The organism is Streptococcus gallolyticus subsp. gallolyticus DSM 16831 (assembly GCF_002000985.1).
Classification (GTDB): Bacteria; Bacillota; Bacilli; order Lactobacillales; family Streptococcaceae; genus Streptococcus; species Streptococcus gallolyticus.
Map to the genome: position 1 here is coordinate 198,697 of NZ_CP018822.1, position 15,104 is coordinate 213,800.

The 15,104-nt window shown below is 38.5% G+C and carries 12 protein-coding genes; 11 read left to right on the forward strand and 1 reads right to left on the reverse strand.

Annotated features, from left to right (window positions below):
* Positions 1-5 precede the first annotated feature (5 nt).
* The 5 genes from lacG (at position 6) to BTR42_RS01220 (ending at position 5,285) form a co-directional block, all read left to right on the forward strand.
* On the forward strand, positions 6-1,406 hold the full coding sequence (lacG, locus tag BTR42_RS01205; RefSeq protein ID WP_061458873.1) for a 6-phospho-beta-galactosidase: 1,401 nt from the start codon (positions 6-8) through the stop codon (positions 1,404-1,406).
* A gap of 12 nt (positions 1,407-1,418) precedes the next feature.
* Positions 1,419-1,730: a PTS sugar transporter subunit IIA gene (locus BTR42_RS01210; protein WP_003063087.1), complete on the forward strand. Its 312-nt coding sequence runs from the start codon at positions 1,419-1,421 to the stop codon at positions 1,728-1,730.
* Positions 1,731-1,971: 241 nt separating this feature from the next.
* Positions 1,972-2,316, forward strand: coding sequence for a PTS transporter subunit EIIC (locus BTR42_RS13000; protein WP_420031091.1), 345 nt, complete (start codon positions 1,972-1,974; stop codon positions 2,314-2,316).
* Positions 2,316-3,644, forward strand: a complete 1,329-nt coding sequence (locus tag BTR42_RS01215; RefSeq protein ID WP_420031094.1) for a PTS lactose transporter subunit IIBC — start codon at positions 2,316-2,318, stop codon at positions 3,642-3,644. Before BTR42_RS13000 ends, BTR42_RS01215 begins: the two co-directional genes overlap by 1 nt.
* 30 nt (positions 3,645-3,674) lie before the next feature.
* Positions 3,675-5,285 (forward strand): glycoside hydrolase family 53 protein, encoded by a 1,611-nt coding sequence (locus tag BTR42_RS01220; RefSeq protein WP_077495998.1) that lies wholly within the window; start codon positions 3,675-3,677, stop codon positions 5,283-5,285.
* Between the two features lie 95 nt (positions 5,286-5,380).
* Here BTR42_RS01220 and BTR42_RS01225 read toward each other — a convergent pair whose 3' ends face one another.
* Complete coding sequence (locus tag BTR42_RS01225) at positions 5,381-6,214, reverse strand: AraC family transcriptional regulator (protein ID WP_077496000.1); 834 nt, start codon at positions 6,212-6,214, stop codon at positions 5,381-5,383.
* 110 nt (positions 6,215-6,324) lie between these two features.
* On the opposite strand from BTR42_RS01225, the gene BTR42_RS01230 reads away from it, so the two are divergent.
* The 6 genes from BTR42_RS01230 (at position 6,325) to dexB (ending at position 15,058) form a co-directional block, all read left to right on the forward strand.
* A complete protein-coding gene (locus tag BTR42_RS01230) occupies positions 6,325-8,487 on the forward strand; it encodes an alpha-galactosidase (protein ID WP_077496002.1) in 2,163 nt (720 codons plus the stop codon).
* 11 nt (positions 8,488-8,498) lie between these two features.
* Positions 8,499-9,770 carry an extracellular solute-binding protein gene (locus BTR42_RS01235; RefSeq protein WP_009853328.1) on the forward strand — a complete coding sequence of 424 codons (1,272 nt, stop codon included), beginning with the start codon at positions 8,499-8,501 and terminating at the stop codon, positions 9,768-9,770.
* Positions 9,771-9,782: 12 nt separating this feature from the next.
* On the forward strand, positions 9,783-10,649 hold the full coding sequence (locus tag BTR42_RS01240) for a carbohydrate ABC transporter permease (protein WP_009853329.1): 867 nt from the start codon (positions 9,783-9,785) through the stop codon (positions 10,647-10,649).
* A gap of 12 nt (positions 10,650-10,661) precedes the next feature.
* The gene (locus tag BTR42_RS01245) at positions 10,662-11,495 is read left to right on the forward strand and encodes a carbohydrate ABC transporter permease (protein ID WP_061458877.1); all 834 of its coding nucleotides are present in this window, start codon (positions 10,662-10,664) and stop codon (positions 11,493-11,495) included.
* 388 nt (positions 11,496-11,883) lie between these two features.
* Positions 11,884-13,329 (forward strand): sucrose phosphorylase, encoded by a 1,446-nt coding sequence (gene gtfA, locus BTR42_RS01250; protein WP_009853331.1) that lies wholly within the window; start codon positions 11,884-11,886, stop codon positions 13,327-13,329.
* Positions 13,330-13,447: 118 nt separating this feature from the next.
* Positions 13,448-15,058, forward strand: a complete 1,611-nt coding sequence (dexB, locus tag BTR42_RS01255) for a glucan 1,6-alpha-glucosidase DexB (RefSeq protein WP_077496004.1) — start codon at positions 13,448-13,450, stop codon at positions 15,056-15,058.
* The last annotated feature ends 46 nt before the right edge of the window (positions 15,059-15,104 follow it).

The window sequence follows — 15,104 nt, forward strand, 5'->3', positions numbered from 1 at the left end:
AAATTATGTATCAATTACCAGAAGATTTTATTTTTGGTGGTGCAACAGCAGCCTACCAAGTTGAAGGAGCTACTAAAGAAGGCGGTAAAGGTCCAGTAGCTTGGGATGATTTCTTAGCAGAACAAGGGCGTTTCAGTCCAGATCCTGCTAGTGATTTTTATCATCAATACCCACAAGATATTGAACTTTGTGAAAAATTTGGTGTCAACGGACTTCGGTTATCCATTGCTTGGAGCCGTATCTTCCCAAATGGTACTGGTGAGGTCAACCAAGAAGGAGTTGATTATTACCACAAAGTGTTTGCGGAATGTCAAAAACGCAACATCACAGCCTTTGTCACGCTTCATCACTTTGACACACCAAAAGTTTTGTTTGACAATGGTGATTTTTTAAACCGTGATACGATTGAAGCTTTTGTTAACTATGCAAAATTCTGTTTTGAAGAATTTACAGAAGTTCGTCATTGGAGTACATTCAATGAAATTTACCCAGTAGCAACCAACCAATATTTGCTTGGTATTTTCCCACCAGGAATCAAATATGACCTGTCAAAAGTCATTCAATGTCTGCACAATATGATGTATGCGCATGCGCGTGTGGTTAATTTGTTCAAAGACGGTGGCTACCAAGGTGAAATTGGTGTGGTACATTCTCTTGAAACAAAATACCCAGCAACAGATAGTAAAGAAGATAAACATGCTGCTTTCTTAGATGATGCCCTTTCTATTCGATTCTTACTGGATGCAACTTATCTAGGTTATTATTCAAACGAAACAATGGAAGCGCTTAACGAAATCTGCGCAGCTAACAATGCCAGTTACGACTTCCTTGATAGTGACTTTGAGGAAATGAAAAAAGCCAGTCACCGCAACGATTATCTTGGTATCAATCATTACCAATGTCACTTTGTTAAAGCCTACAATGGCGAAAATGCCATTCATCACAACGGTACAGGTGACAAAGGAACATCTGTTTATAAAGTTAAAGGTATTGGCGAACGCATTTACAAAGAAGGTATTCCAAGAACGGACTGGGATTGGATTATCTATCCAGAAGGTCTGTATGACTTGCTTCTTCGTATCAAAGCAGATTACCCACATTACAATAAAATCTATATCACGGAAAATGGTATGGGCTATAAAGATGAATTTGACGATGGTATCATCATGGACCAACCGCGTATTGATTATTTGAAAGTTTACCTGCAATCTCTTGCCAAAGCAATTGATGCTGGGGTTAATGTTAAAGGCTATTTCCTTTGGTCATTGATGGATTTGTTCTCATGGTCAAATGGTTATAATAAACGCTATGGTTTGTTCTATGTGGATTTTGAAACACAAAAACGTTATCCAAAAGCGTCAGCTTACTGGTACAAACACATTAGCGATACAAAAATTGTAGAATAGGGGATTTAGAAAATGGATAAAAAAGAATTACAAATGTTAGGTTTTGAAATTGTGGCTTACTCAGGTGATGCAAGAAGCACACTTCTTCAATTGCTTAAGGAAGTTCGCTCTGGCAACTTTGATAATGTTGATAAAGCGATTAAAGATGCTGACGAAAATTTGGCTAAAGCTCACAATGCGCAAACACAATTGTTAGCACAAGAAGCAGGCGGTGAAGATTTGGAACTTGGTTTCATCTTTGTTCACGGTCAAGACCACTTGATGACAACCTTGTTGCTACGTGACCTCATTACGGATTTTATTGAATTATATAAAAATCGCTAATTTTTGAAAAAAGAAAGGACGGAACATGGCTTGGTAAAAGCTTACACTCTTTGAAAATCAAATGCAGGCGTTGTTGACTTGATTTGATGAACTTCAGTTTAATCTGCATCAGCGTCGCCTAGCCTGACTTTGATTTTCAGTGAGTATCCTTATTCTCAATAGTCATTTCTGACAGGTCTTGCTTACCCTTAAGACGTATTAGAGATGACTAGCCAAGCCTAGGTTCTTAGGGAGTTGTATCATGAACAAACTCATTCAACAAATTGAAAAAGGGAAACCTTTTTTTGAAAAAGTTTCTCGTAACATTTATTTAGGTGCCATTCGTGATGGTTTCCTTGCGGCAATGCCAGCGATTCTCTTTTCTAGTATCTTTATCTTGATTGCATCGATTCCAGATGTGTTCGGAGTGACTTTACCAGAAGATTTTTCAAACTGGCTTTGGAAGATTTATAACTACTCAATGGGTGTCGTTGCGCTTCTGGTTTCAGCAACAACTGCACGTTGCTTGGCAGAATCTGTAAGATGCCAGGTAATAAGAAAATCAATGCGGTTTCTGTTATGCTTGCCTCAATTGTCAGCTTCTTGATGTTGAGTGCTGATGAGCTTGATGGTGGTCTTGCTAGTGGTTATATGGGGACAAAAGGTATCCTCGCAGCCTTTGTAGCAGCCTTTATCACTGTTAATGTTTACAAATTCTGTGTTATTCGTGACATCACTATCAAGATGCCAAAAGAAGTACCAGGAACGATTTCGCAAACATTCCGTGATATCTTCCCATTCTCATTTGCCGTATTTGCAGCTGTTATCATTGATACTATCATTCGTTATTTCTTTGGCACATCATTTGCAGAAGCTGTTATTACACTTCTTCAACCATTGTTTACAGCAGCAGACGGTTATCTTGGAATTGCTATTATCTGGGGTGCTATGGCGCTCTTCTGGTTCGTTGGTGTGCATGGTCCGTCAATCGTAGAGCCAGCTATCGCAGCTATTATCTATGCTAATGTTGAAACGAACCTTCAATTATTCAAAGCTGGTGAACATGCTTCAAACGTTTTGACTGTTGGTCTTGGTAACTTCGTTGGTACTATGGGTGGTACTGGTGCAACACTTGTCGTTCCATACCTCTTCTTGCTATTTGCCAAATCAAAACAATTGAAAGCTGTTGGTAAAGCTTCATTTATCCCAGTTAGCTTCGCCGTTAACGAACCTTTGCTTTTTGCAACACCAATTATTCTTAACCCTTATTTCTTTGTTCCATTCCTTTTGGCACCAATTGCCAACGTTTGGATTTTCAAATTCTTTGTTGATGTACTTCAGATGAACAGCTTCATGTACGTTCTTCCTTGGGCAACACCAGCGCCAATCGGACTTATTCTTGGTACAGGCGTTAGCCTTCTAGCTGTTGTTCTTGTCCTTGTTTTAATCGTTGTTGATGCGATTATCTACTTCCCATTCATTAAAGCTTATGACGCATCACTTCTTGAAGAAGAAGCTGAAATTGCTGCGCAAGAAACTGCTGCTGAAAGTGTAACTCCAGTAAAAGCAGTAGCTGAAAAAGTTGTTGAGGAAAAACCAGCTGTTAAAGTTACAACTGACAAACCAATCAACGTTTTGGTCCTTTGTGCTGGTGCTGGTACAAGTGCTATGCTTGCTAATGCTCTTACTGAAGGTGCCGCTGCCACAGGTGCAAACATCACAGCGTCAGCAGGTGCTTACGGTTCACATTATGAGATTATGAAAGATTTTGACATGATTGTGCTTGCTCCGCAAGTTAACTCATTCTACGAAGATATTAAGAAAGATACTGACGCGCTTGGTATCAAGTTAGCAGCTACAAAAGGTGCTGAATACATTAAATTAACACGTGACCCAGAAGGTGCCGTAGCCTTCGTAATGTCTTATTTTGCCTAACCTATTCTGGAAAAGCTAGGGAGAAAGATTATGAAAATACTAAAAAAGATTTTTTTGACGACTGTTGCACTTATTGGTCTTGCTGCACTTGGAACTACCGTGACTAAAGCAGATGAGTTCATCAACGGAGCTGATATTTCGATTCTTGATGAAATGGAACAAAGCGGAGCGATTTACAAGAGTAATGGTACTCAAAAAGATCCGCTGACCATTCTGAAAGAAAATGGTGTTAACTACGTTCGTTTGCGACTCTGGGTTGACCCCTATGATGCAAATGGCAATGCTTACGGCGCAGGAACCAATGACTTAAACAGAACACTCAAATTAGCCAAACGTGCTAAAGATAAAGGCTTGAAAGTCTTACTCGATTTTCATTACAGCGATTTCTGGGTTGACCCTGGAAAACAAAATCTTCCCAAAGCTTGGCAGAATCAATCCTTTGAACAATTAAATTCAACAGTGTATTCTTACACGGCTGATGTCCTTAATCAGATGAAATCACAAGGCATTTACCCTGATATGGTGCAAATCGGAAACGAATTAAACAGCGGTATGCTTTGGCCTTACGGGAAAAGCTGGGGTGGTGATGGTCAAGAATTCACTCGCCTAGCAACTTTCTTAAAATCTGGTGTTCAAGCTGTGAAAGATACGCAGACAAGTAATACACCTATCATGCTCCATTTAGCAGACGGTGGTGACAAAGCAGCTTTCCAATGGTGGCTTGATGAAATTACCAATCAATCCGTTGATTTTGATATTGTCGGCATTTCCTATTACCCATATTGGCATGGCACATTAGCAGAACTCTCTGAAAATATGGATAATATCAGCGAACGTTATAACAAAAAAGTTGTTGTGGTTGAAACAGCTTATGCAAATACCCTTGATAATGCTGACCAGAAAACAAATGCCTTTACGGCAACAGAAGAGACTGCTGGTGGTTACAAAGCTAGCCAAGATGGTCAGTATGAATTTTTGACAGACTTGGTTGATAAAATTAAAGACGTCAAAAATAACAACGGTCTCGGTTTCTTCTATTGGGAACCACTCTGGTATAACGGCAATGTCTCATGGGCAACACAAGCAGGTATGTCATATCTTGGTGTTTCAGATGTAACGGGTAATGAATGGGAAAATCAAGCGGTCTTTGATTTCTCAGGGAATGCTCTACGCGCCGTCAAAGCCTTTAATTACGCTAACCTAACAAACGTTGTTGCTAATAACAGTTTTGAATGGGACGGTTATACCGAAACCCCATCTTCTTGGAACAAATGGACCAACAGTCAAAATGCAGGTATCAAGACAGAAGTTTACGACGATACACGTTACAAGCTCACTTTCTGGTCAGACACAGCTTTTGAAAGTTCCATTTATCAAACGATTAGCAACCTCAGCTCAGGTACTTACAAATTAAGTATTGATGCTATGGGCGACACTAGCCTTGAGACTGCTCAGCTTTATATCAAAAACTATGGCGGCAGTGAGCAAAACATCTCCCTTAAAGACTCTAGCACATGGAAAACGTACACGATTGATAACATCCAAATCACAAACGGACAATGTGAAATCGGCATTTACGTCAATGCCTCTGCTAACAAATGGTTAAACATCGATAACGTCAGACTTGTTAAAGTCGATTAGTTATACATTTCATTTCACCCCCAAGAGCTTAGTCTCTTGGGGGATTTTGGGTGTTGTAAAAAAACGTTAGGTAAGAAAATCCTAACGCTTTTTGCTTAATTTTTTAGTGTTTTGCGGTAATTGCTTGGGCTTTGGTTGAAGTATTTTTTGAAGGCTTTGCTGAATGTGAGACCATCTGTGAAGCCTACGGCGCTTGCGACTTCTGAGATATGAAAAGTAGTGTTGGTAAGTAAATCAGCACTTTTTTCCATGCGGACTTGGATGATATAATCTTTGATCGAATAGCCAGTTTCTTCTTTGAAAATCTTGTAGAGGTAGCTGCGGTTGAGATTGAGTTTATCAGCAATTTCTCCCACTTTTAAAGAAGTTCCATATTGTGAGTGAATTATTTTTTTAGTTTGTCTAATATAATTTTGAATAAGAATACTACCATCAGAAATTGCTTTACTGGGAGATTCTTCTATTAGGTAAGCAAGTAGTTTGTAAAGTTCAGCAATCAGTTGGAGTTCAGTCACGTCATCAAGTTTTTGATCGCGAAATTGAGTTAATTTGACGATTTGATCAAGAACCCTGGACTTAAGTGTTGAATGGCAGAAGTATTGCTCTAGTAGCTGAGTTTTACTTAAAATACTTTCAGCCTTTGAACCGCTAAATCCGACCCAGAGATATGTCCAAGGATGTTCTTTATCAGCTTGATAAAAGGTCACTTTTCCTTTGGGAAGGATAAACATATCACCAACACCAAGTTCAGTGGTTTGGCCATCAATAGTAAATTTTCCTTTACCATCAACAATAAAATGCAGAACAAAATTATCACGAATAGTTGGACCAAAAGAGTAGTTTTTGTCACAAATTTCAGCCCCGTAGTGGTCAACATTTAGATCAAAATTATTGGTATCAAATTCGTTATAGGTATTTAGAACGTTCAAACTATCATCTCCTCTATAAGCAACATTTTACCATATTTGTCCAACATCCTACCATTCAACAAGGGGTAATTTAGTGGTAAAATTTTAGTAAAAATAGAGGAGGAAAACTTGTGGGAATTACAATCAAAGGAAATCTTTTCTATATTCAGAGTAAAGAGATGTCAATGATTATTGAGAATCGAGAAGGTGATTTACTTCTTCGTCATATTGGTGGTAAAATCGCTAACTATCACGGTTCAAATGCGATATTTGAGAAAGATCATGCTTTTTCAGGCAATCCGACTCCCGATAATCGTACGTTTAGCTATGATACCCAACGTCAAATCTTTGGTGTGCATGGCTTTGGTGATTTTCGTTGCCCATCACTTAAAATTCAACATGATAACAATGAATTAACACAATTTAAGTTAAAAGATAGTCATATTTTACATGGAGTTGTTGAGGCAACAGGATTACCTAGTCCTCATTCAATGGAAGGTGCTGAAACATTAGTGTTTATCTTAGAAGATGAATTTGCTAAATTGCGTCTGACGCTTTATTACACAGCTTATGCAGATCGTGCAACTATTTCAACCTTTGCTAAGATTAGTAATCTATCCGATAAAGCTGTTATCATCAACCGTGCTTTATCAACTATGCTTGATGTACCTGCTGGAAATTATGATGTGGTGACTTTGCAAGGAGCTTATGCGCGTGAGAAAACAGTTCGTCGTCAAATGGTCGAGCAAGGCATCTTTAGCATTGCTTCAAATCGCGGAGCTTCTGGTCATGCTCAGACTCCAGCTGTGATTTTGTGTGATAGGACAGCGACGGAGGATGCTGGCAGTGCCCTTGCTTTGCAGCTACTTTATAGTGGTAATTTTCAAGCTTTTGTTCAAAAAAATCAATTGAATGAAGTTCGCTTAGGGATTGGTATTAATGATGATAACTTTGCTTGGCAATTGGCAGCTAGAGATAATTTTGAAACGCCAGTGGCTTTGATGACTTATTCGGCAAAAGGTTTGACACACTTGAGCCAAGAAAGCCAGTTGTTTGTGCAAAATCATATCATGCCAAAACAATTTGCTCATGTTGAGCGTCCGATTCTTATCAATAACTGGGAAGCGACTTATTTTGCTTTCAAGCAAGAAAAATTGCTTGATTTAGTTGATGAAGCAAGCAGACTTGGTATTGAACTCTTTGTTTTAGATGACGGTTGGTTTGGAAATCGATTTGACGATAATCGTGCACTTGGTGACTGGGGTGTCAATGAAGAAAAACTCGGTGGACCATTGAGTGATTTGATTGATAAAGTTCATGCTAAAGGCTTGAAATTTGGTTTGTGGTTTGAACCGGAAATGATTTCTGTAGATAGTGACCTTTACCGTACCCATCCTGATTGGGCTATTCAAGCTGAGGGTCGTGCTCATACTTATTCTCGTAATCAATTGGTACTTAACCTTGCCAACCCTGATGTGGTAGCTTATATTAAATTAGCTATCGATAAAATCTTGACAGAAAATGCTATTGATTATGTCAAATGGGATTATAACCGTAACATCACAAATATCGGAAATGGCGACTCAGCTCTTGCCACTAAGATGCAATCTCATGCATATATGTTAGGTTTGTATGATTTGGTATCCTATTTGACTGGAAAACATAGCAATATTCTCTTTGAATCATGCTCAGGTGGCGGTGGTCGAAATGACCTTGGAATGATGCGCTACTTCCCACAAGTTTGGGCTAGTGATAATACAGATGCCATTTCTCGTTTGCAAATTCAATATGGTTCAAGCTATCTGTACCCAACTATCTCTATGGGTTCCCATGTTTCAGCAAGCCCAAATCACCAAATGGGACGCACAACACCAATTGAAACACGTGGAAATGTTGCTATGATGGGAAATCTTGGCTACGAACTTGATTTGACAAGCCTACCAGAAAGTGAAAAAGAAGTGATTGCTACTCAGGTTTCTCACTACAAAGACATTCGTCCAGTTGTCCAATTTGGGAAGCATTATCGTCTTATCAATCCAGAACAAGGCGCAAATGAAGCGGCTGTGCAATTTGTCTATGAAGATAAAGTCGTTGTAACTTACGTTCGCACACTTTCAATGATTGAAACAATTGAAACGACGCTCAAGCTGAAAGGTTTAGAGGAAGCAGATACCTATCGCTTACAAGAAACAGGACAAGTTTTCTCCGGGGCTGAACTCATGTATGCAGGTTTGACCGTAACTCTCCCACAAGGTGACTATCTCAGCAAACAATACTATTTTGTGAAACAATAAGGAGGTTTTCAATGAAATGGCGTAAACAATTGATAGCTGCTGGCATAGTAGCTTTAGCTACCACTGCTGGTTTAATATTGACGGCGTGTTCAAAAGAGGATGACACATCGGCTGATGGCAAAGTAACTATTGAATATTTCAATCAAAAGACAGAAATGGTGGATACGTTAAAAGAAATCATTAAGGATTTTGAAGCAGAAAATCCTAACATTCACGTTAAAATGACAAGTGTTCCAAGTGCTGGAACAGTTCTAAAAACACGTATGCTTGCAGGTGACGCCCCAGATGTCATTAACATTTATCCTCAGAATGTAGATTTTAAAGAGTGGGCAAAAGCTGGTTATTTTGAAGATATGACAGGTAAGTCTTATCTTGAGAACATCAAAAATAACTATGCAGAAAACTATGCAGTAAATGGAAAAATTTATAGCGTGCCTTTATCAGCCAATGTTTCAGGAATTTACTTTAATAAAACAAAATTTGACGAATTAGGACTCAAAGTTCCAGAAACTTGGGATGAATTTGAAACTTTGGTAAAACAAATCAAGGCTGACGGTGAAACACCATTTGCGCTTGCTGGTAGTGAAGGTTGGACTTTAAATGGTTATCATCAGCTGGCTTACATTAGCGTGACTGGTAGTGGTGATAAGGCAAATGATTACCTTCGTTTTTCTCCCGTTAATTCTATCTCAACTTCTGATAATGAAGTTAAGGAAGTTCTAACTCGTTTGGATTTACTTGCTGATAAGGGGAACCAGCAAAGTAATTGGGAAGGTGCTTCTTACAACGATTCTGTTGTGGCATTTGCGACTGAAGAAGCCTTGATGTTACCAGGTGGTTCATGGGTATTAGCAGCGATTAAACAACAAGATCCTGATTTTGAAATTTCAACATTTGCCTTTCCTGGTGAAAAAACTGGTCAAGAAGTTACAGTTGGAGCGGGAGATTTGGCGCTATCAATTTCATCATCAACAAAGCACAAAAAAGAATGTGAAAAATTTATTTCCTATATGGCGTCAGCTGAGGCTATGCAAAAATATTATGATGTTGATGGTTCACCAGTGTCTGTAGAGGGTGTGGTTGAAGATGACAATTCTCCACTTGCTCCGCTTTATCAGCTAGCATTTACAGATAAACACTATGTTTGGCTTGGTGAAAATTGGACAAGCGAAGAAGATTTCTTTAGTTTGACAGCTAACTATCTTTTGAATCAAGATGCTGATCAATATGTTAGTGAGTTAAATGCATTCTTCAATCCAATGAAAGCTGACGTAAATAAATAGGAGGAGAGTAGAATGCGAAAATTTTTAAATAAGTATTGGGGCTGGACATTTCTGATTATTCCTTTAATGTTACAAGCTATTTTCTTCTATTTTCCAATGTTTCAGGGAGCTTTTTATAGTTTTACGAACTGGACTGGCTTGACTTATAATTTTGATTTTGTAGGGATTAATAACTATAAAATTTTGATGACTGATAGCAAATTCTTTAAGGCGCTTGGGTTTACCTTAATTTTAACTCTTGCTTTAATTGTGGGAGAAATTGTCATTGGTATCTGGGTAGCGCGAGCTTTGAATGCTAAAATCAAAGGACAAACTTTTTTTAGAGCGTGGTTCTTTTTCCCAGCTGTTTTATCAGGGTTAACAGTATCTTTGATTTTCAAACAAGTCTTTAACTATGGATTACCTGCCATTGGTGAAGTTTTGAACATTGAATTCTTGAAAACAAGTCTTCTAGGGACATCTGGCGGCGCCATTTTTGCAGCAATTTTTGTCATGCTATGGCAAGGTGTCGCAATGCCAATTATCCTTTTCCTCTCAGGGCTTCAAACTATCCCAAGTGAAATCACAGAAGCAGCAGCAATTGATGGTGCAAATAGCAAACAAACGTTCTGGAATATTGAATTGCCATATTTGTTGCCAAGTATTTCAATGGTCTTTATCATGGCGCTTAAAGCTGGTTTGACAGCTTTTGACCAGATTTTTGCTTTGACTGGTGGTGGACCAAGCAATTCAACAACTTCAATTGGGCTTTTGGTTTACAATTACGCCTTTTCAAGTAACCAATATGGTTATGCTAACGCTATTGCCTTGATTCTCTTTGCTATTATTGTTTTGGTGTCAGTGTTGCAATTGAAATTATCAAGTCGTTTCGAAGTATAAATGGAGTGAAATATGAAAAAAGAAGAACGTTATCATACTTTTTGGAAATATGTGCTCTTAGTCATGGGATCAATTTTGATTTTGATTCCATTGCTAGCAACAGTCTTTAGTTCATTTAAGACGACTAAAGATATCATGCAACATTTCTTTGCTTTTCCAAATCCTGTCACCTTGAGTAACTACACACGCTTGTTGGCTGACGGTATTGGACATTATTTCTGGAATTCAACGATTATTACAGTTGTTTCGGTGATTTTGGTAACCCTATTTATTCCTGCGGCAGCCTATTCAATTGCGCGTAACATGAGCAAAAAACGCGCTTTTAACATCATGTATAGCTTGCTAATTTTGGGAATTTTCGTGCCATTTCAAGTTATCATGATTCCAATCACAGTTATGATGAGCCGACTTGGTTTGACAAATATTTGGGGCTTGATTATCTTGTATCTGACTTATGCTGTACCGCAAACTTTATTCTTGTATGTTGGTTACATTAAGCTAAGTGTTCCTGAAAGTTTGGATGAAGCTGCTGAAATTGACGGAGCTGATAAATTTACCACATACCGCAAAGTGGTCTTTCCAATGTTAAAACCAATGCATGCCACAACTTTGATTATCAATGCTCTTTGGTTCTGGAATGACTTTATGCTCCCCCTCTTAATGTTGAATAAATCTTCAGAGTCATGGTCATTGCCGCTTTTCCAATACAACTACACAGGACAATACCTCAGCGATTACGGACCAAGCTTTGCCTCATATGTCGTCGGTATTATTACCATCACAATTGTTTATCTTATCTTCCAAAAACACATCATCTCAGGAATGAGTAATGGCGCAGTGAAGTAAGGATACAGAGGCCGTATAGCGAGCGTAGCAAAAATAGGAATTTTGACGAAGAACGTGTACGTTCTAGGACAAAATTATCTTTTTTGCACTGCTCGTAGGTCGTGTTCAATTTAACTTGGTATAGTTGATGGTTGCTAAAGCAATTCATTAACTAACGCTAACCGCTATTGCGGCTTAGCTAACCACCTTACTAGCTCGAAAACAAAATATTATCGATTTTGTTTTCTCACGTCGTAATATATAAGGCGTATAGCGGGCACAGTGAAAAAAATAAGGAAGTGATGCGGTGTCATTAAGGCACAAGGAGGCTCATCTTTTTCACCAAGCCCGTAGCCCGAGTTCAACGATATCACAATATAAATGATGAAAATAAAATAAAGGAATAACTATGGGAATTCAAAATAAAACAATGTTAATCACTTACTCGGATAGTCTGGGTAAAAATTTAAAAGAACTTAAACAAAATCTTGATAAGTATTTCGGGGAGGCAGTTGGTGGTATCCATCTATTGCCATTCTTTCCGTCAACTGGTGACCGTGGTTTTGCCCCTGTCGATTATGATGAGGTAGATTCTACATTTGGTACTTGGGATGATGTGAAAGGCTTGGGTGAAAACTATTATCTTATGTTTGATTTCATGATTAACCATATTTCTCGTCAATCAAAATATTACAAAGATTATCAAGAAAAACACGAAGCTAGTGCTTACAAGGATATGTTTCTTAACTGGGATAAATTTTGGCCAGAAAATCGTCCGACACAAGTTGATGTGGACTTGATTTACAAGCGTAAAGACCGCGCACCAAAACAAGAAATTCATTTTACAGATGGTTCGGTTGAGCATTTGTGGAATACATTTGGTGAGGAACAAATTGACCTTGACGTGACAAAAGAAGTGACCATGGATTTCATTCGAAAAACCATCAAACACCTAGCAGAAAATGGATGTGACCTCATTCGTCTAGATGCATTTGCTTATGCAGTTAAGAAATTGGATACCAATGATTTCTTTGTGGAGCCAGACATTTGGGAATTACTTGATAAAGTGCGTAGCATTGCAGCGGAATCTGGCACAGAATTGCTTCCAGAAATTCATGAGCACTATTCAATCCAGTTTAAGATTGCTGAGCATGACTATTATGTCTATGATTTTGCACTTCCAATGGTGACGCTTTATAGCCTATATAGCAGAAAAGTTGACCGTTTGGCAAAATGGTTGAAAATGTCGCCGATGAAGCAATTTACAACGCTTGATACACATGATGGAATTGGTGTGGTTGATGTCAAAGATATTTTGACAGATGATGAAATTGATTATACCTCCAGTGAGCTTTATAAAGTTGGTGCTAATGTCAAACGTAAATACTCATCTGCTGAATACAATAATCTCGATATTTATCAGATTAATTCGACTTATTATTCTGCACTTGGTGATGATGACAAGAAATATTTCTTAGCACGCTTGATTCAGGTTTTTGCCCCGGGTATTCCACAAGTTTATTATGTTGGATTTTTAGCAGGAAAAAATGACCTTGATTTGTTAGAAAAAACAAAAGAAGGTCGCAACATCAATCGTCATTATTACACGAATGAAGAAATTGCTGAAGAAGTCCGACGCCCAGTAGTTCAAGCTTTGCTCAAACTCTTTACTTTTCGAAATCAATCAGCTGCTTTTGACCTTGATGGCAGTATTGATGTAGAGATATTAGATGAAAATACGCTTGTAATCACTCGCCGTAATCAAGGTAGCAGTGTGGTTGCGGAAGCCCAAATTAATTTAAAAGAGTTAAGCTACGCAGTTAAAGAAAACGGGGAAGAAGTTACTTTCTTATAATCTAAAGGTGGCTGGGCAAACTCCTAGCTTCCTTTTTATTTTTTTGTAACGCAAACGCTTGCGCAAATAACAAGAAAGCGCTAAAATAAAGACAAATAAATCAAAATAGAGGTGCACTATGGAAAAACATTGGTGGCATAAAGCAACCATTTATCAAATTTACCCAAAATCATTTAAGGATTCAAATGGTGATGGAATTGGTGATTTGCAAGGGATTATCAGTAAACTTGACTACTTACAAAAGCTTGGTATTACAGCGATTTGGCTTTCTCCCGTTTATCAGTCTCCGATGGATGATAATGGTTATGATATTTCAAATTATGAGGCGATTGCGGATATTTTTGGAGATATGTCTGACATGGAAGAATTGCTAGCGCAGGCAAAAGCGCGTGGTATTCGCATTATCATGGATTTGGTGGTTAATCACACATCAGATGAACATGCTTGGTTTGTTGAAGCGCGTGAAAATCCTGCCAGCCCATACCGTGATTTTTACATTTGGCGTGATGAACCAAATGAGCTTGATTCTATTTTTGGTGGCTCTGCCTGGGCATATGATGGCAAAACTGGGCAATATTATTTGCACTTTTTCAGCAAGAAACAGCCAGATTTGAATTGGGAAAATTTCGCATTACGCAAGTCTGTTTACGACATGATGAATCGCTGGATTGACAAAGGTATTTCTGGCTTTCGTATGGACGTGATTGACATGATTGGGAAAATGCCAGACCAATTAATTTCTAATAATGGACCAAAATTGCATGATTATCTCAAAGAAATGCATCAAGAAACCTTGGCTGGAAAGGATTTGTTAACGGTTGGCGAAACTTGGGGCGCAACACCAGAAATTGCTAAGCAGTACTCATCCCCAGATGAAAAAGAATTATCAATGGTTTTTCAATTTGAACATATCGGTCTGCAACACAAGCCAAATGCTTCAAAATGGGAATACGAAAAAGAATTAAATGTTCCCGCACTCAAAGCCATTTTCAACAAGTGGCAGACAGAGCTTGAGCTTGGTCAGGGTTGGAATTCGCTTTTTTGGGATAATCATGATTTGCCACGTGTTTTATCTATTTGGGGAGACACAGACACTTATCGTGAAAAATCAGCCAAAGCGCTAGCGATTTGCTTGCACCTAATGCGTGGTACGCCTTACATCTACCAAGGAGAAGAAATCGGCATGACTAACTATCCTTTCAAGGATTTAGGAGAAATTGATGACATTGAGTCGCTCAATTTTGCCAAAGAAGCGCTTGAAAATGGTAAGACGTCAGAAGAAGTGCTAGACAGTATTCGCATGATTGGACGCGATAATGCTAGAACGCCAATGCAATGGGATAGTAGCAAGAATGCAGGATTTTCAACAGCTGATAAGACTTGGTTGCCAGTTAATCCAAACTATCAGGACATCAATGTCCAAGCTGCTTTAGACAATCCAGAATCTATTTTCTATACTTATCAAAAACTCATCAAGCTTCGCAAGGAAAATGAGTGGTTGATTGATGCGGATTTTGAACTTTTAGAGACAGCAGATAAGGTCTTTGCCTATCTCAGAAAAACTGCGGACGCTACTTATCTTGTTGTGGCTAACCTATCAGACCAAGCGCAACCATTTGAATGCGACCTTAGCTACCAAGCAACTATTATCAGCAATACCGCAGAACTTGCTGATTTTGAAAATCATCAACTTCAACCATGGGATGCCTTTTGCGTTAAAGTTGGGTGAAAATATGAAATAAAACGAGCTCCAAATTTAAATTTGGAGCTCGTTA